We start from the raw sequence: 19,072 nt of genomic DNA, 5'->3' as shown, positions 1-19,072 counted from the left end.
TTACGCGGTGATTGACGCGTGCTATGATCTGCGCGCTTGGCTCTTTGACATTGTAAATTATTTTGCAGCGTATGCGAACGGCAAGAGTTCGTCGATGCGGGCCTGCGGCCAGCCGTTGGCGATTTTGGTGAAGATGTCGGTGAGATAGTCTTCCGGATTGACATCATTGAGTTTGCACGTTGTCAGGAGCGAGGCGAACCGGGCCCAGCTGTGAGCGCCCTCGGCGTTGCCGGCGAACAGGCTGTTTTTGCGCAATATTGCAATCGGACGAATCGAACGCTCGACAAAATTCGAGTCGATTTCGAGCCTGCCGTCATCGAGATAGCGCATCAGGCCTTCCCAATGATTGAAGGCGTAATTGATATCCTCCATCAGCGTTGAACGCTGGGACAGAATCTCGCTTTGCGCCTTCAGCCATTTATGGAACTCTTCCATCAGGGGCTTGGCCTTTTCCTGTCGCACATCGCGCCGGTGATTTGGCGGCTTGCCGCGTATCGGGTCTTCGACCTCATAGATCCTGGCTATTTTCTGGACCGCTTCCTTGGCGATCGATCCGTATCCGTCCTTGATCTCGTCGAAGAACCGGCGGCGCAAATGCGCCATGCAAAATGACAGCGCGATAGGGCTGTTCTTTTGAGTGTCGTTGGCGACCGCCTTGTAAGAACTAAGCCCGTCGACCTGCACGGCGCCGCTCACGCCTTCGAGCACTTCAGCCGCGCTCCCCTTGCAGCGGCCCGGCTTATAAAAATAGGCGACTGCAGGCGGCTCATCGCCAGCGTAAGGCCGCGGATCGCGCGCCAGCGCCCAAAGCTGGCCTTTCTTCACCTCGCCATTGCCGGGCGCAAGCACCGGCATCGGCGTTTCGTCGCAAAAGAGCGGCTCGGACTGCTTGATGTCCATAACGAGGCGATCATAGACGGGCTGCACTTCATAAGCCGCGCGCCCGATCCAGTTGCACAGCGTCGACCGGTCAAGATCGACGCCGCTCCTCGCAAAAATATCGGCTTGCCTGTAGGCGGGAAGATAATCGCCGAACTTTGAGACCACCACATTAGCGATCAACCGCTCCGTCGGCAGGCCGCTTCTGATGATATGCGGCGCCGCCGGCGCCTGGACCAGCGCGTTCTCGCATTTGCGGCAGCCATAGCGCGGGCGGCGGGTGCGGATCACTCGCAGCCTTTGCGGCACGATGTCGAGCCGCTCGGAGACGTCTTCGCCGATGACGTGCAGGGCGCAGCCGCAATCGGCGCAGACGTTCGCTACCGGCTCGATGACCTGGTCTTCACGAGGCAGGCTCGCCGGCAAGGCGCCGAGATTGGCCTTGCGCGCCCGCTTTTCGGCGAGCGCCGGCTCAAACGCTTCCTGCGCCTGTTGGATTTCGCCGATCGCCTGTGCGGTGTCTTCAAGCAGCAGCGCCAGCTGATCGGCGTCGAGCTTTTCGGAACGCCGTCCATATTGGGCGCGATTGAGGACCCGCACATGATGGTCGAGCCGGTCGTTTAATTCCTGCAGTGACTGGACGCGATGTTTCAGGCCGGCGATCTCTTCGTCGCGTTCCGCAAGGCTGCAGTCGCGATCGGCGATTTCCGATGTGAGTTTTTCCTTTTCGGCCTGCGCTTCGACCGTCAGCGCAGCGATGATCGCCTTCAGCGCATCTGCATCGTCAGGAAGCTGATCAAGGCGAAAATCCATGCACATTAATGTGCGCTGTTTCGCTTTCTTTCCCAACAAGTTTTTGATAAACTCAAGCGATAATTTTAGGCTTTCTCGTTCGGCGCGCCGTATGCACTTTTCTCCAGTCAATGCCTTCCACAAGCGCGCTGAACTGAACCGGCGACAGCGACATCACGCCGTCATTAATCGGCGGCCAGCGAAACGACCGGTCTTCGATCTTTTTATGCACAAGCACGAGCCCGGAGCTGTCCCAGGTCAAAATCTTCACCGCGTGTGCGTTTTTCGGCCGGAAGATGAACGCCGCGCCGGAGAACAGATCAATCTTGGTGATTTCCTGGACGATCACCGACAGGCCCTGATGGCCTTTGCGGAAGTCGACCGGCTTCGCATAGAGATAAAAGCGCTTCGGCGCATGTCCGTTGATCATGGGCTGGTCAGCGCCGCCCGCGCAGCGCATCGAGCACGATATTCAACAGCACCCGGTCCGTCCGCGGGAGAACCCGCACCGTCGCCCCGCCGACCTCTATCTCAATCGGCGAGCTGTTATCACGGTCAAAACGGCGCGCACGCCCCGAACGATAACGATCTTCGCCCCGCGGCTGGTCGCCGGCGTCATCATCCACAACGACCTCAACAAAATCTTCACGCCGCGCGCGGCGGCGATGGTCACGTTCGGGATTCCGCTCATGGTCGGAATGCGTTCTATCACTGGTCAAAATCAAATGCCTCAAAGCGGAAATTCATCAATGAGACAATGATGGCCCACGCCGACCGTCAAGAACAGGTGGGGTCCGGGCGTCGCTTACCGCCCAATTGTTGTAGACGAATTTGGACGGTTACAGCCGATAGATAAAGTTGAAGCACTGCCCGGTCGATATAAAATCTACAATTTGCAAGTGGCGGGTTTCCAAACATATATTGCAGGCGGTTATCGCGTTCATAATCAATCAACTTTGATTGAAGATTTTGATATTGATGGTGACGGGCTCGCTGACATCAAGACTCGCCTGACTTTAGGAGAGAATGGCGAATTAATAGCTGAAACGGCAACTAAAGATCCCGGCAATCAAGATAAGATTCTATACCAAAAACGAGTTCACTTAGTTGCGGACAGCGAAGGAAATAGCACCGTAATCAATATAGCTACCCGACTTTTAGGGGAAAGATTTGTTGACGAAGACAATGATGGTGTGGATGATAATCAGGAATTACGCGACGCTATACTAAATTTTGGCGACTCCGATAATTCAGCTGCGCTTTTTGACGCTATAGATAATAGGCCAAGTGAGAAACAGTTAGAGAAGCTGTTTATTGAAGCTTTTGCCGAGGATGAGGGGCGGCGGAGCGTTATCGCCGAAGGAAATGAAGTCGGCGAACAGTTTGGTTCTGAGCTTGGTAATATCGTTAGCCTCAAAAATCCTTTTCTCGACAATATTGTCGATGCTGCTCTTGTGACGCTAGGCAAAAATCTAGGTGAAATTATTGCGAATGGTGGGGTCACGGCTACCTTCGATTTGAGCGGCACGAAGGGGCAAACCTCTCCAGATGGATCGCCCATACCTGAAAGCCTTCTTGATGGCATACCGGCAGAGTTGCTTAACGGCATCGTTGACGCCACGCAGGGGCAAATCAGTTCTTTCCTTGCGACCCGCTTTGTGGCGACGCTGGGTGTTGAAGGTTTTGTCGGCGAATTTGCGGAGGGGTTGAGCGCGGCGGCGGTCGATTCTCTTATCGATTCCGCCCAGTCAATTATCGCTGTCCGAAACGATCCAGAAACGACGGATGCAGAAAAGGAAGCCGCGGAAGCGGCTCTCGTCAGTGATCTTAAATCGGCGCTGAGAGACAGCGGGGAAACTCTTCTTGTAAATGAGTTCACCGAACAGATCGACGGGCTTCTGGGGCTTTCGGGCACGGCTGAAAACTTTGCCGGCGTTATCATTGATCCGCTTATTGAAGAAGCCATTGATCGTGCGCTTGATGCGATTTACGAAGACAAGGCGGATGAGGCTTCGCTGTCGGCGAGGTTCCAGGCAGCAGCGGCTGAGGTGGCTTCGTCATATCTCAGCGAATTCATTCTTAATGGCATAGGCCTTGAGGGCGATTCTTTTGCGGAGCAATTTGGCGCCGCACTTGTCAATCAGTTTGCAACCAATGTCATAAACGGGACGCTTGGCATTGATGATGCGCAGCTATTCGATTCCGGCGGCGTCAATTTCGATCAGATATTCAATAAAATCCCTGAGATGAGCGCGCGGCTGATTATTTCCAGCCTGACAGACAAGCTTGGACTCGATGGAGTTGGCGCGGTTCTGTTCAATGAAATCGGCACTGAACTTATCACGACGATTGGCAACAACGCCATAAACGGCAATGCGGACCTGCTCGAAGGCTTTAAAGTTGATGATCTGGGCCCTAAGCTTGGGCAAGTCGCTGTCTCTTTTGCAAGCACTAAACTTGCGGCGGAAATCGCGAACAATCCTGCTGGAGAGTTAGGCGCGAAAATTGGCGGCCTTGTCGGTTCGACAATTGGCAATCTGCTCCCCGGCGGATCGCTGGTTTGGGAGCCTGTGTTAAAGATCATCGGCGCTGTGATCGGCAATCTTTTCGGCACGACGCCGCGGTCCGGCGCGGACCTTGTCTATAACCGACAGATAGGCGAATTTGTTGTCGGCGCCTCCTATAAGAAAGGCAAAGGGGACCGCGAACTTGCCGAGCAAATCGCAGGCCAGGCCGGCGAGACGCTTAATTCCGTTCTGGCCGCTGTCGGCGGCGAACTGCTCAATCCGGCTGAGATTACGCCCGGTCATTACGGCACCTACAAAGACCGTTATCAATATCGTGAGAACGGTCGCGAGGATGTCGCCGACAAATCGTTCACAAGCATTGAGGACCTTGTCTCCTTCGGCGTCTTGAACGCGCTTGAGGAGGTTGAGGTTCTCGGCGGCGACATATTCATAAAGCGCGCGTTTCATTCATCCCTGGAAGCGCAGGAAAACCCAAGCGGGCCGCGCGTCACCGGCGCTGAAGACAGCGCATTCGCCAAGACCGGAAATGACCTGTCGCTTCTGCTTGCCGATCTGACGGTCGCGGCGGACTATTCGGAGTATTTTGGCGACCCCGGCGTCATCAATGCGTTGATTACATCCGCGCCGGAAAGCGCGTTTTCGGTCGGATGGGCCATTACTTTCCAGAGGGCGCTGGAACTCGGCCTGCATCGCCGGGCGGCGTCGGACTGGACTGGCGGCTGGGACTTTTTCCTCAATGACCAGGACGCGGCTTCCGTCTCGACGCTGCAATTCGATGTGGATGACGCGACGGGCGAACGCCTGATCACCTTCACGGATTCGGAGTCGCAAACGAAGATCGTCGGCGACAATATTCCGTCTTCCGGCAAGGACGTTATTGAAGGGAGCGCCGCCGCGGACAGCATTGTCGTCAACGGCTCCATGCTCGATGCGACGCCGTCGAGCGGCGCCGTGACGGTCAATGGCGAAACGCCTGCGGAAGATTTCGATATCGACACCGCCGCTGTCATTCACGGCGGGGACGGAAACGATACGATCTATGGCGGCGACCGCGGCAATGACCTTTACGGCGACGCGGGCGACGATGTGCTCTTCGGCGGCGCCACGGCCGACTGGCTGTTCGGCGGCGAAGGGAACGACACGCTCAGCGCGAACGCTGGCGACGACGGCAATTACCTCAATGGCGGCGCCGGCGCAGACAGCCTGATTGGCGCAGAAGGCTCTGACTGGCTTTCCGGCGAAACGGGCGCCGATACGCTTCTGGGCGGGGCGGGCGACGACGTCATCGATGGCGGCGCGGATATCGATACGCTGCGCGGCGGCGCCGGCGACGATCTCTATGTCTGGGAAGCCGGCGACGGCCCTGACGATTTCCTGGAAGGGGATGCCGACGCCCAGGCGAGCGCCGATCTTGCAGCGCGCATCGGCAATCTGGCGTCGCTCGATTTCTCATCCGGCGCCGGCGCTGCCTACCGCGTCAATGGCTATGCGCGCGGCGGCGTCGATACGCTGGTGCTGGGCGAAGGGATCGGTTTCGACCATCTGCTTTTCGAGCGGGTTTCCACCGGCGCGGCTTATGACGATCTTGTCGTGATCATCGACCTTGACCGCGATCCGGGGACGGCGGATGAGGAAATTGTTCTTACCGAATGGTTCGATCCGTTAAAGCGCGTTGAGTTCCTGCAGCTCTCGGATGGCCAGAAGATCAATCTTGGCGCTTTCGAAACCTTCATCCAGGGCACCTCCGGAAACGATACGCTGTTCGGCACCTATCGCAGCGATTTCATCAATGGCGCTGAAGGCGACGACAATATTTACCTTCTGAGCGGTGATGATTTCGGTGTTGGCGGAGCTGGCGCGGATATCATCACTGGCGATGACGATGACGATATTGTCGTCGGCGGCGATGGGGCGGACCGTCTTATGGGCGGCAATGACGATGACCGGGTCATTGGCGGGCGCGGCGGAGATGACGTCTATGGCGGGTCGGGAAACGACCTTATCGTCGGCGACGAAGGCGATGACACGCTGATCGGCGGTTATGGGGATGACATCTTTAAAATCGCGCGCGGCGAAGGGCGCGACACGGTTTATGATGCTCTGACGGATAATTGGGAAGCGGTGTGGACGCAGGCAGGCGGATATGAGCCCGGGTACACTCTGTTGGATGGGAAAGTTTTTGATGCAAACGACGATGTCGTTTTCGACGGGACAAAGTGGGTCGACCGCTGGCGTTATGACTGGACGACAAAAACGCTCGAACGGCATCTAGCGGATGGCGTCAATGACGGCGCCGATCAAGGGACTGACAGAATAGAATTTGGTCTCGGGATCAATCTCACAGACCTTTTCGCCGAGCAGGTTGGGGATGACCTCGTTATCGGCATAGCGAACGGCGGCGCGCCTCAAGACATTAATGACTTTGCTGACGGATTGACCTTCAAAGACTGGTTTTCACTTGGAGCGCCGATCGAGGAGTTTGCCTTTATTGGGGCTGGGCTGATCAAGCTCCGCGCTTTGGGAGCTGATATCGCCAGCGGCGATTATGCAATTGCCGCCGGTCTTGCTGACGGTGTGATTGATGGAGATGCCGGAAATAATATCGTCTTTGGGTCTGTCGGCGACGAGACGCTGCACGGGCTTGGCGGAGTCGACCTCTTGCTTGGACAGGCAGGCGAGGATGTATTGGAAGGCGGCGCCGGAGCCGATAACTTGCTCGGCGGCGGCGGAGACGATGTTCTCGATGGCGGCGCAGGCGCCGATATTCTCGATGGCGGCGCAGGTTTCGACATTGCTGATTACAGAAACGCCACGGGCGCCGTTTCAATCAATCTCGGTGCAAACATGGCTAGTGGGGCGGAGGCGCTAAATGACAGTTTCATCGATATCGAGGGCGTGTATGGCGGTGATTATGCGGACAGTCTGACGGGTGACGCCGGAGAAAACGAACTCGACGGCGGCGATGATGCGGATACGCTCAGCGGTGGTCTCGGAGCCGATACATATCTTTATCGGCTGGGTGAGGGGGGCGACACGATTGACGATGCGGGAGACGCCACTGGCGGGGACGTCAGAGATACGCTGATCTTAGAAGATATTCTCCTCAAGGATGTCGGCTTCGCACCGTCTGGTAGTGACTTGAATCTGAGTTTTGCGGGCTCGTTGGACGCCGTAACAATTTCAGATTTCACCGGTAATGGTGGGATAGAAGAGATTATTTTCGGCGACGGCGTTTCGGTCGCGCTGGATAAGCTCGCTGCAACGGCCGGTTCGGGAGACGATTTCGTCGTTGGCTCGACTGGCGCTGATACGCTCGAAGGTCTTGACGGCGCCGATACGTTGTCGGGCCGGGGCGGCGGCGATGTTTTAAACGGCGGCTTGGGCGACGATTATCTGGCGCCCGGCGATGCGGCGAGCGAGGTTGACGGCGGGGCCGGGGTCGACACGGTCTATCTTGGCGACCTCGCCGCGGGCGTCGACATCGATCTTGGGGTGAGCGGCTCCGGCGAGGAGACGTTTGAAGTCGTTTATGCGCTGAATGTCGGCGGTCCGGAATATGTGTCGCCGGTGACGGGAATCACCTATGCGGCGCATGTCGATCCGGTCGGAGGGTCGCTGATATTGCGGGATCAGGCTTCGTCTAACCCCGATATTTTCGATACCGATGAAGATGCGCTGTATCAGACTTACGGATACAGGAATGGGGAGGGCTTCGCCTACGAGGCGCCGGTCGGCGAGGCGGGCGAATACCGCGTCACGCTTAAATTTGCGGAGCTTTTCTATAATAGTATCGGATGGAGAATTTTCGATGTTGCGCTGGAGGGGCAAACCTATCCCGACCTTACGGACATCGACCTCAGGCTCCTGTCCGGCGAAAGGGGGTATGCGTATGACATTCAGGAAAGGGTCGCGGTCACGGACGGTTCGCTGACGATCGCTTACGAACTGGGTTCGGCGGACAGCCCTGTGGCCAACGGGTTCGTGGTGGAAAAGGTCGTGCCGGCCTCCGGGAGCGCGCAATACGCCAATGTTGAGAACATCATCGGCACGGCGCTCGCCGACACTATTGCGGGCGACGCCAATGCGAACCGTCTCGAGGGCGGGGACGGCGACGACACGCTCGCCGGCGCCGGCGGCGCGGACACCATCATCGGCGGCCTCGGTGACGATGTGGTCGATGGCGGCAGTGACGGCGATGTCTTGTATGGCGATGAGGGCGCAGACAATCTGTCCGGCGGCGACGGCGCGGACCTTATTTACGGCGGCGATGGGAACGATGCGATCACGGCTGGCGCCGGCGGAACAGTCATTGAGCAGGACGGCTCCGGTCAGGATGTTACGGTTGACGTCGCCAACTCTGTTTATGGCGAAGGCGGCGACGATACGCTGACGGGCGGCGATGACAAGGACAGTCTTGTCGGCGGCGCCGGCGATGACGTACTTTCCGGCGGCGCAGGCCTTGATACGCTTGTTGCGGATGGCGGCGACGACACGCTCGACGGGGGCGCCGACAGCGATATTTTCGTCATCGCCTCAACGGCGCAAGCCGATGGCGAGACGCGCATTGTCAATGCGGCTGGATATGACACGCTCGAGCTTGCCATTGCAGGCACGCCGGAAGAATTGTGGTTTACGCTTTCCGGCTCCGACCTTGTTATTGAGGCCATTGGCGATCCGAGCCGCACTGTTGTTGTCGAAAACTGGACGACAACAGGCCAGACAGGATTGAGGGAGAACACTGCGGACGGCGTTCGCACCATTTACTTGAATGGCCAGGCGATCAGCCATGGAGCCGTCACGGCGCTGGCGGATGCGCTTGCGGCGGTCAGCGCTGTAACGCCCGAGTCTTTTGCCGGTCTGGATGCAAACCAGCAGCAGGCGGTTCTTGACGCCCATGCGGCGGCGTGGCAATCGCGCGGCTCCTATCTCGACAATGAAACCCTGACTGGCGGCATGGGCGACGATACGCTCGCGGCTGACGGCAATCTCACCGGCGGCGCGTTTATTGACGGCGCTGAAGGCGACGACAGCATGACAGGGGCTGGCGAGAACGACACTATTTTTGGCGGCGACGGTGCCGATACGCTGTTCGGGCTGGATGGCGATGACCTTCTCGATGGCGGCGACGGTTCATCTGCGTCAATCGGAGAGCAGGGGCTTACTGCAGCTTTCTTTGGACTTCCCGGCTCCGTTAACAGCATGTCGGAAATTGATTTCGAAGCGGCGCCACTAGCCACAGAAGTTGTCACGTCTATTGATTATGCAAACGGTGGCTCAGCGTTTTGGTCTGGTGGCTTGATCAACGAATTTACGGCGCATTTCACAGGCGTCCTTAATGTCACGACGGCCGGAAATTATACATTTTATCTGTCATCAGATGATGGCTCCCAATTGTCCATTGACGGGTCAGCTGTTGTTGATAACGACAGCCCCCATTCATACCGCACTCAGTCTGCTACGGTATATTTGGAGGCAGGCTCACATGCTATTGATGTCCGTTATTTTGAGAATTATGGCTCGCAAGGTTTGAAGCTGGAGTGGGAGTCTGCGGATGCCGGAATAACAAGAGAGGTGATTTCCGGCTCCTCTTATGAAACCGACGTTATCGGCACTGTGGAAAGTGATGTCATTGATGGCGGCGCAGGCGCTGATACGCTTATTGGCTCTGGTTCCGATATTGTGACGGGCGGCGCCGGCTCGGATCTTTATGAAATCAGTGAAGCGGCTGCCGGTGTTGAAATCACGGAAGCTGCGGGCGCTGCGGCGGATGAAGACGTCATCCGGCTCGGCGCAGTTGCGCGTCTTTCTGATCTCGTCGCCGGCATGGGCGGCGTTTCAGCCAGCGGCCCGGTCGCCGCTGACGATCTGGTTCTTGCAAATGGCAAAGACGGCTCTTCTCACGCCGTTCTCAAAGATCATGCGACTTCTGCGGAAACGGTCGAATATGTCGAATTGGGCGACGGAAGCCGTTTCGCTCTGTCTGCTGACGGGTCTGCACAGAATGGTGTGAACACGCTGATTGCAGGCGCCGCCGGCGCGGAAACGCTGAGCGGCGCGTCCGGAAACGATGCTGTGTTCGGCAATGACGGGGCTGACAACCTGCTTGGGATGGGTGGTGATGACGCGCTCTTTGGCGGGGCCGGCGCGGACACGCTTGCCGGCGGCGATGGCGACGACATCCTTTATGGCGGCGCCGGCGCGGATTCGCTCGAAGGCGGCGCGGGCCAGAACTGGGCGAGCTATGAAGACGCGACATCCGCCGTCACCTATGACGGAGAAACGCCTGCGAACGGCGCCGGCGACGCGCAAGGCGACATTCTGGTCAATATTTACGGTGTGGAAGGATCGGACTTCGACGATCTCCTGCGCGGGGGCGTGTCATCAGCAGACGTTTTCGACGGCGGGGCCGGCGATGACACGCTTGAGGGCCGCGGCGGCGCAGACACGCTGATCGGCGGGGCTGGCGTCGACAGTCTCGACGGCGGGGACGGTTTCGACACCGCTGTCTTCGAGGGGCTGCGCAGCGAGTACGATGTTAACACAGATACCGGTGCGGTTACGCATATCGACACTCAAGTCGCCGATGTGATTACGAATATCGAAGAGCTACAGTTTGACGATATATCAGTCGAATATGGGCTTCTGGCCAATAACCCGCCTGAGATCGGCAATGACCAGGCGCTTCCGGATCAGTCAGTTCTGGTTGGCGATTTATATTCGTTTCTATTCCCCGGAGAGCAAGATCCCGGAGCCGCGTTCATCGATCAGGATGGGGATGCGCTGACCTATAGCGCGACTCTCGCGGATGGGAGCGCGCTGCCGGCATGGCTGTCATTCGATCCGCAGACGCGCAGCTTCTCCGGCGCGCCGCCTGTGAGCGATGCGAATACAAGTCTTGCCATTCGGGTCACTGCTTCCGACGATTATGCGTCTGCATATAATGATTTCGTTTTGAGCTTGAACGCCCGAGGGGTCGAAATCGAAGGTGGAAGCGGAAACGATACGCTGTCCTCGATCGGTGTAACCGGCGCGGACGAAGATACTTTACGAGGCTTCGCCGGGGACGACACGCTCATCGGCGGATCGGGCGGCGATCTGTTCGAAGGCGGCGCCGGCGTCGACAATGTCGATTATGGTGACTCCGCCGCCGCCGTGTCCGTCGACCTCGCTGCGAATACAGCCTCCGGCGGCGACGCCGAAGGCGATATGTTCACGGAAATTGAAGGCGTTTTGGGAACCGCCTTCGCAGACACGCTCGCCGGGGACGCAGGCGATAATGTTCTCGACGGACGAGGCGGCGACGATTCCCTTTCCGGCGGCGACGGCGCGGATACTTTGACGGGAGGCGCTGGAACCGACACGCTGCTGGGCGGCGCTGGCGACGACTATCTGGCGCCTGGGGATGCGGCGAGCGAAGTGGACGGCGGCGATGGCGTCGACACGGTCTATTTGGGCGATCTCTCCGAAAGCGTCACTATCGATCTCGGGGCGAGCGGCGGCGGCGAGGAGACATTCGAGGTCGTATATGCGCTGAACATCGCCGGCCCGGAGTATGTCTCGCCGGTAACGGGGATAACTTATGCGGCGCATGCTGACCCGGTAGAAGGTGCGATATCGCTACGCGATAGGTCTTCTTCTAACCCTGATATTTTCGATACGGATGAGGATGCGCTGTACCAGACTTTTGGGTTTAAATACGGACAAGGCTTCACCTATGAAGTTCCGGTCGACGAGGCCGGCGAATACCGCGTTACGCTTAAATTTGCTGAGCTTTGGTTTAATAGTGTCGGATCGAGAGTTTTTGACGTCACACTGGAGGGGCAGAGCGATCCTGACCTTACGGATATCGACATCAGGCTCCTATCCGGCGAAAGAGGTTATGCGTACGATATTCAGGAGAGAGCCACGGTCACGGACGGCGCCCTGACGATTGCGTACGAAGTGGGTTCGGCGGACAATCCTGTCGCTAACGCGTTCGTAGTGGAAAAGGTGACGCCGGCCTCTGGAAACTCGCAATACGCCAATGTGGAGAACATCATCGGCACTGGGCTCGATGATGCGATTACGGGCGATGCGGCGGCGAACCGCCTCGAGGGCGGGGATGGCGACGACACGCTCGCTGGCGCCGGCGGCGCAGACACCATCATCGGCGGCCTCGGTGACGATGTGGTCAGTTACGCCGGCGCTTCTTCCGGTGTGAATGTAGCCATTGACGGCGTAGCCGGGACCGGGGGCGCGTCAGGCGACGAACTTTATGAAGTCGAGCACCTTATCGGCTCGGATTACAACGATACGCTGGCCGGCAATGAGTTCAACAACACGCTGGAAGGCGGGCTCGGCGATGATGCGCTCTACGGCCTTGCCGCACGCGACTATATCTATGGCGGCGACGGCGCGGACTCGCTCTATGGCGGCGCCGGCGGCGACTTCCTTTATGGCGGCGATGGAAACGACCGCATCGAGGCGGGATCCGAAGGCGACCGTCTGCACGGCGAAGCCGGAAACGACACGCTGATCGGCGGCGACGGCAATGACGTTTATTTCTTCGGCCGCGACACCGGCCAGGATGTAGTCGATAATTACGACACGGATGGCGGACAGGACGTCATCACCTACGCGGATGATGTTTCGAACACCGATCTGTGGTTTGAAAAATCCGGAAGAGATCTTGTTGTTTCTGTTCTCGGAACGTCAAGCAATATCACCGTCACCGACTGGTTCAATCCGGATGATACGCCGGCGGAAGACTTTGTTGTCGACATGTTCCTAGCGAGCGAGCGTATCGCAGGCTTTGAGGTCAACGTTCCCGTGCTGCTCGGCATCATGGACGCTTATGGCGCTGCTCCGGCCGATTTTGCCAACCTGCCGCCAAATATCCAGAGTCAGATTGAGGCTGCCTGGGGCGCCGGTGCGCCGCCGACGATAATGACCACTGACGACCTCACCAACATCATCATCAGTGAAGACGATCCTAATCCGCCGGTCCTGACATTCACCGTCGGGGATGCCGAAGATTCAGCTGACCATTTGACGGTTACCGCATACACCACCGCTTCGGTTTTGCCGCAGCAGATCAGCGCCCAATATGTTGACCCGACAACGAGGCAGATCACCCTGGCGCCGCTCGCCGACGCTTTCGGCACGGCGGACGTCACGGTGGAAGTGGAGGATCTCAGCGGCAAAACTGACACGATCGATTTTACTGTAACGGTGGATGAAGCCGCCGATGCGCCGGATTTGATTTCGATTTCTTCTCCCGGAGGGAATGAAAACACAGCCATTGCTCTGAATATTGATGCCGCGCTTACGGACATGGGTGGAACGGAAGCTCTGGAAATCCAGATCGACGGGCCTGATACCGGTTGGACCCTCAACAATTTCCGCACCGACCTCGGCAATGGCGGCTACATCCTCGACCCCGAGGACCTTTCGGGCCTGACAATCACCCCGCCGGCGGACTCCGGCGCAGACATAGACCTGACGGTGACCGCGCGCTCAACCGTGCCGGCGAGCATCGATAATTCAAACGATACTGCGGAAACCTCAGATACTTTTACAGTCGTAGTGAACGGCGCGCCGACCGGGATTACGCTTAGCAATAATACAATTCAGGAGGGGATCGAAGGCGATACCGCCACCTATGGCGGCGTTGTCGGCGTGCTCTCTTCAGCCGATCCGGATGGCTCGGATACGTTTGGCTATTCAATTCAAGGCGGTCCCGACGCGGCGAACTTCGAGATCGTAAACAATCAGTTGAAGCTGAAAGACACGGTTTTCCTGGATTACGAAAATCCGGCGGATCAGGTTCAAGAGCTCACGATCCGGACAATGGATCAGGGCGGACTTTCCTTCGACGAGGACGTTACGGTCAATGTGACGCCTCGAGATGAGAAGCCGAGGCAGCCCTCTGCGGCGTCCGGGACAATAGCGGAGAATGACGCCGGTCTTGGGCTGGCGTTGACCGGTTCAACTGATCCTGATGGCGACGATGTCGATTACGCCTTTGTCCAGGGCGGCAATGCCGGCGGGTTCTTCGAAATCACGCAAGGCGCCGGCGACACGGCGACGCTCGGCCTCAACCAGGCGCTGGATTATGAGTATGTCCGAAATAACCTAGCAAGCCTCAGCTATATTAAGAGCGATGCGGGCGGCTATTATCTTGAGGTCGAATATCTTGCTACCGACTATGACGTAACGGCGCTTGATCAGGAATATCAGGTGACGGATGGGCGCGTTTCTACGCCCCAGACCGCGAAAGTCTATGTTACAGATGAAAATGAAGCGCCGGAGAACTTAGGCGTTTCAGATACTACGCACACTACAATCACCAGTTCATCCGGCGCGGGCGTGACGCTTTCTATGGATGAAGACAAAGCGAAACTTAATTGGGATATCGCTTATCTCAGTTCGGACGATCCCGATGTTTATGCGGCGGATACATCGTGGACGACTTCAGAATATTACTTCAAGAGCACAGCAGGAAATTTTTCCACAATCAGTCCTGACGGACGCTTCAAGATCATCAACAACAGAATAGAGGTAGCGAAGACGGCGTTGAATTACGAAACGCCCGGCGACAGATCGAACACCTATACGATTGCCGTGAAAGATGCAGCCGGTGAATATGATTCCGCCCAAGACAAGCAATTGACGGTTAATATTGAGGACGTAAATGAAGCGCCGGTAATCAACGACCAGTCCGTTTCCGTTAGCGAGAACACACCCGGGCCAGGTGTTGTGGGATCGTTCACTTTTTCCGACCCGGAAGGAGACGCCCTGACATTTACTAAGCTGCCAGCGGGGGACACTGAATTTGATGTCAATGATGATGGAGACATCATTTATACAGGAAGCGATCCTCTCGATTACGAAACTGACTCCTCTTATTCAATTTCCGTTGAAGTGAGTGACGGCAATAATGATCCTGTTATAGCGGCTATTACGATTAACATTATTGATGGAGATGATCTAATAGCAGTGCCTGGCCAACCATTATTCGATTTGTCATCAGAGGCGGTTTCCCAAGGTTATCACGAGGTTTTTATCAGTGATAACAGACGAATACGCTATAAATTAACGGACCCTGGCGGAGCTGATGTTGCCTATGCTGATGATGTTTTAGCTCTATGGGCGAATATCGCACCTGGATATTATCAAAATTCTACAACAGAATACCTTTATCGATCGGCTGGGACTGGTTTCCCGATAGTTATCGATCTTGGCTCTGAAGGAATTACGATAACACCTATAGGCGCTCAATTTATTGCATTCGACATCGATAATGACGGCTCCCGCCAGCGCACGGACTGGGTAGGCGCTGATGACGGTCTTCTCGTTCTCGACCGCAATGGCGACGGCGTCATCGATAATGGTTCCGAGATATCTTTCGTCGACGACCTTGCCGGCGCGACGACGGACCTTGAAGGGCTGGCCGCCTACGACTCGAATGCGGACGGGGTCTTCAACGCCGCCGATGAGCGCTTCAGCGAGTTCCAGATATGGCGCGACGCCAATCAGGACGGCGTCAGCCAGGCGGACGAGCTCTTCAGTCTCGCCGAGATGAACATCGCGTCGCTCGATTTAACCGGAACGCCCACGGGTATCGAGGTTGGCGATCCTGTCGACGCGCTGATCCTCAATACGGCGACTTTCACGCGGACGGACGGAACGACAGGCGAGCTTGCGGACGCCGTCTTCCGCTATTCGAGTTTCGAAGAAGAGGAAGATCCCTCGACGCCTGCGTCATTGCTCTCGGACTTGAATATTACGACGCAGGAGGAAGAGAACTTTACCCACGAAACCGGCGACGCCAAAGGGCCGGACCGCCGTGAGGGAAGGCGTTTCAATCGCCCTGCTGATCTCTCCGGTCCGGAAGCGGGGCGGAAGCGTTATGATCTTGACGGCATGCTGGCGGATTTGCGCCGGTTCACCGCGACCGATCCGTTTGAGGTCCATAAGCCGCTGATTGAGGCCGCCAAAGAGGCCACCACAGCGGCGCTTCAGACCGGCGCCGAGAGCGGCGGGCTCGATGCGTCGTTCTCCCGGCTCGTCCAGGCCATGTCCTCATTCGATAAGAGCATCGGTTATGACGGCGCGCATCGCTTCTACGGCAAGGACTCTGCAGCCTCGGAGCACGTCAATTTGACCGCTTCCTCAGTTTGATGCTTTGGGTAGGGCGTGGCGAAATGATCGCCGAGTTCTGCCACGGCTTGGCGAAGGCCCCGTGTTGCTGCACAATCCTTGCCGGTTTCTGCGGCGCCTTCAGGCAGCGTTAAGTCATGCGCATCCTCTTTCTGCACGATAATTTCCCCGCGCAATTCGGCGCGCTTGGAAAATATCTCGTTCATGAAGGGTGGGAGGTTTGGTTCGGCACGCAAAGAAAAGGGGCGTCTTTCCCGGGGTTTAACGTTTTCACCTATTCGCCGCACCGTGCGGTCACGAAGTCCGTTCACCCTTATGCGGCGAATTACGAACGCGCAGTGTTGGCAGGGCAGGCTGCGGCGCGCGCCGGGCTTGCACTAAAAAAGAAAGGTTTTATGCCGGACATTGTCATGGCGCATTCGGGGTGGGGACCTGGCCTTTTCGTCAAGGACATATGGCCGGACACCGCCTATATAGGTTACTTTGAATGGTATTACAGCGCCCAGGCGCCGGATGTCGCTTACCTCGCCGGGACGGGGCGCGATGCGGACGACGACTTGCGCGCGCGGGCGCGCAACGCCGCCATATTAATGGACCTTGCGCATTGTGACGGCGCCGTTTGCCCGACTGAATTTCAAAAAGCGCAGTTTCCTTCCTGTTTTCAGGAAAAGCTTGAAGTCTTTCACGATGGTATTGATACGGATTATTACAGACCGGCTTCCGGCGTTCGATTAAGACTAGGCGCCTTAGACCTAAGTCATACGGATAAAGTCATCACTTATGTCGCCAGAGGCATGGAGCCTTACAGAGGTTTTCCGGCCTTCATGAAAGCCTTGGAAAGAGTTTTAAAAGAAGAGCCCGAAGCGCACGCTGTGATTGTCGGCGAAGATCGCGTGGCTTACGGCAAGCAATTGCCGGCGGGAGAAAGCTACAAGCAAAAAGCGTTGAAGGATTGCAACCTTGACTGGGAGCGTGTCCATTTTACTGGCCTTTTATCCCGGGGCGATTACCTTAAGGTGCTGCAGTCCTCAGCCGTTCACGCTTATCTGACCATTCCTTTTGTTTTGTCCTGGTCCATGATGGAGGCAATGAGCGCCGGCTGCGCTCTTGTCGCTTCGAACGTGGCGCCGGTCAGGGAAGTCCTCTCGGAGGGGGAGGCGCTGTTAGTTGATCATAGAAACACGAATAAGATTGCCGATGAGATCATCGGGCTGCTTCGTTCTCCGGAATTGCGCGCGCGCCTGGGGGCGAACGCCCGCAAGAAAATTCTCGAAGGTTATGCGGCGAAAACGCTTTATCTGCTAAAACGAGACTGGCTTGAAAAAATGGCGGCTTCCGCTTCGCCCGGCCGGGCGAAAAAATTTCACTAAGGCCGGTTCAGGTTATTGCCTTTGCGCGGGCGGGCTTTTCGTTCGGATTGTGAACGAAGAGGGCGAGGAGCGCGAGAAGGCCGGCGCCGGTTCCGTAGACGAGGAAGATCGGCGAGAAGCTGCCGAAGGCGTCGCCGGTGACGCCCGTCAGCACGGGGCCGAGCATGGCGACCGTGGCGAAGAGATTCATCGCGCCGAGAATCGCCGGGGAGTGTTTGATGCCGAAATATTCGATGGCGAGCACTGTTGTGGCGAACAGCGTCATGCCGAAGGCGTAGCCTTCGAAGAGCGCGAAGATGACGGCGATGTTCCGGTCATGGGCGAAAGAAAGGGCGAGCATGCCCACGGCCTCCGCCGCAAGGCCGGAAATCAGGAGGTAGCGCGCGCGAAAGCGTTTTACGGCGACGCCGCCGGCGGCGCGCGCGAGGGCGTTCGATCCGGCGTGAAGGCTCAGCATGGCGCTGGCGAAGCCGGCGGAGAGCCCGAGCCCCGTCAGATGTGTGACCGCCCAACTCGACACCGAGACGCCGCAAAAGTAAGCGGCCATCAGCGCCGCGCCGATGAGGTAGAAACCGGGCGCGCGCAACGCCTCGCTCAAGGTCCAGTCGCGCGGCGCGGCGCGGTCCGCCTGGGGGTCGGCTTCCGGCGCCTGCGCCGCCGCGCTCCCCCCATGGCGCCCGCCCATGAACCGGCTGTCGGCGAAGAACAGAAAGGCGGCCGCCAGCATCAGCATCAGGATGGCGGCGAGGCGCCAGTAAAGCCGCCAGTCTTCGCCGCCGTCGATCAGCGAATGCGCCATCAGGGGACCGGCGACGCCGCCGGCGCCGCCCGCCGCAAGATAGGCGCCGATAAGGAAGTTGCGCCGGCGCGCCGAGACCGTCTGCGCGATGACATAAGTGCTCGGCACATTGGCGAGCAACGCGAAGCCCGCGCCCAGAAGCGAGCAGGCGATGAGATAGGCGGGAAGCGCCGTCGCCGCGCCGAGCAGGAAAAAGCCCGCCGCCATGGCGCCGGCGCCCGCCGCGTAATTGCCGCGAAGCCCCAGGCGTTTGAGGCTTTCCGCGGCGACCGGGCTGAAAAGCCCGGTGAAAAGCGCCAGCGCGGTGAAGCCGAAGCCCGCTTGCGTCCAGCTCCATTGAAGCTCCGCGCTCATCGCCGGCAGGACGACGCCGAGCGAGGCGAAGGTCGAGGCCGTGATGTGAAAGAAGATGAGGCAGAGGACGATATAGAGCCCCGCGGCCCGTTTGCTGACGAACATGGTTTTATTCCGGAGCGATTGTTTCGGGATTCAGGCGCGCCATGCCCCCCACCCGAAATTTTTTGCAAAAATTTCGACCTCCCCTCGAGGGGGAGGTGGAACGC

6 protein-coding genes are annotated in these 19,072 nt (G+C 57.8%); 3 read left to right on the top strand and 3 right to left on the bottom strand.

Features of this window, described 5'->3' with window-relative positions; all coding sequences use genetic code 11:
• Window positions 1–57: 57 nt before the first annotated feature.
• Both tnpC and tnpB read right to left on the bottom strand, forming a co-directional pair.
• Entirely contained in the window at window positions 58–1,692 is a 1,635-nt protein-coding gene (gene tnpC, locus CW354_RS22785) for an IS66 family transposase (RefSeq protein WP_104828937.1), read from the bottom strand.
• Between the two features lie 52 nt (window positions 1,693–1,744).
• Window positions 1,745–2,101, bottom strand: coding sequence for an IS66 family insertion sequence element accessory protein TnpB (gene tnpB, locus CW354_RS22780; RefSeq protein WP_104829984.1), 357 nt, complete (start codon window positions 2,099–2,101; stop codon window positions 1,745–1,747).
• Here tnpB and CW354_RS23250 point away from each other — a divergent pair.
• The 3 genes from CW354_RS23250 (at window position 2,100) to CW354_RS22740 (ending at window position 17,710) form a co-directional block, all read left to right on the top strand.
• Window positions 2,100–2,432 (top strand): hypothetical protein, encoded by a 333-nt coding sequence (locus tag CW354_RS23250; RefSeq protein ID WP_104830365.1) that lies wholly within the window; start codon window positions 2,100–2,102, stop codon window positions 2,430–2,432. The genes tnpB and CW354_RS23250 overlap by 2 nt on opposite strands.
• 834 nt (window positions 2,433–3,266) lie before the next feature.
• Entirely contained in the window at window positions 3,267–16,361 is a 13,095-nt protein-coding gene (locus CW354_RS22840; RefSeq protein ID WP_108723972.1) for an SPM autocatalytic domain-containing protein, read from the top strand.
• Between the two features lie 116 nt (window positions 16,362–16,477).
• Complete coding sequence (locus tag CW354_RS22740; protein WP_104832384.1) at window positions 16,478–17,710, top strand: glycosyltransferase; 1,233 nt, start codon at window positions 16,478–16,480, stop codon at window positions 17,708–17,710.
• A gap of 7 nt (window positions 17,711–17,717) precedes the next feature.
• Here CW354_RS22740 and CW354_RS22735 read toward each other — a convergent pair whose 3' ends face one another.
• A complete protein-coding gene (locus CW354_RS22735; protein WP_104832383.1) occupies window positions 17,718–18,968 on the bottom strand; it encodes an MFS transporter in 1,251 nt (416 codons plus the stop codon).
• Window positions 18,969–19,072: the final 104 nt, after the last annotated feature.

The organism is Hyphococcus luteus (assembly GCF_002943565.1).
Taxonomy (GTDB): Bacteria; Pseudomonadota; Alphaproteobacteria; order Caulobacterales; family Parvularculaceae; genus Hyphococcus; species Hyphococcus luteus.
Note: the sequence above shows the minus strand (reverse complement) of the source record. Positions and strands in the feature narration are given on the sequence as shown.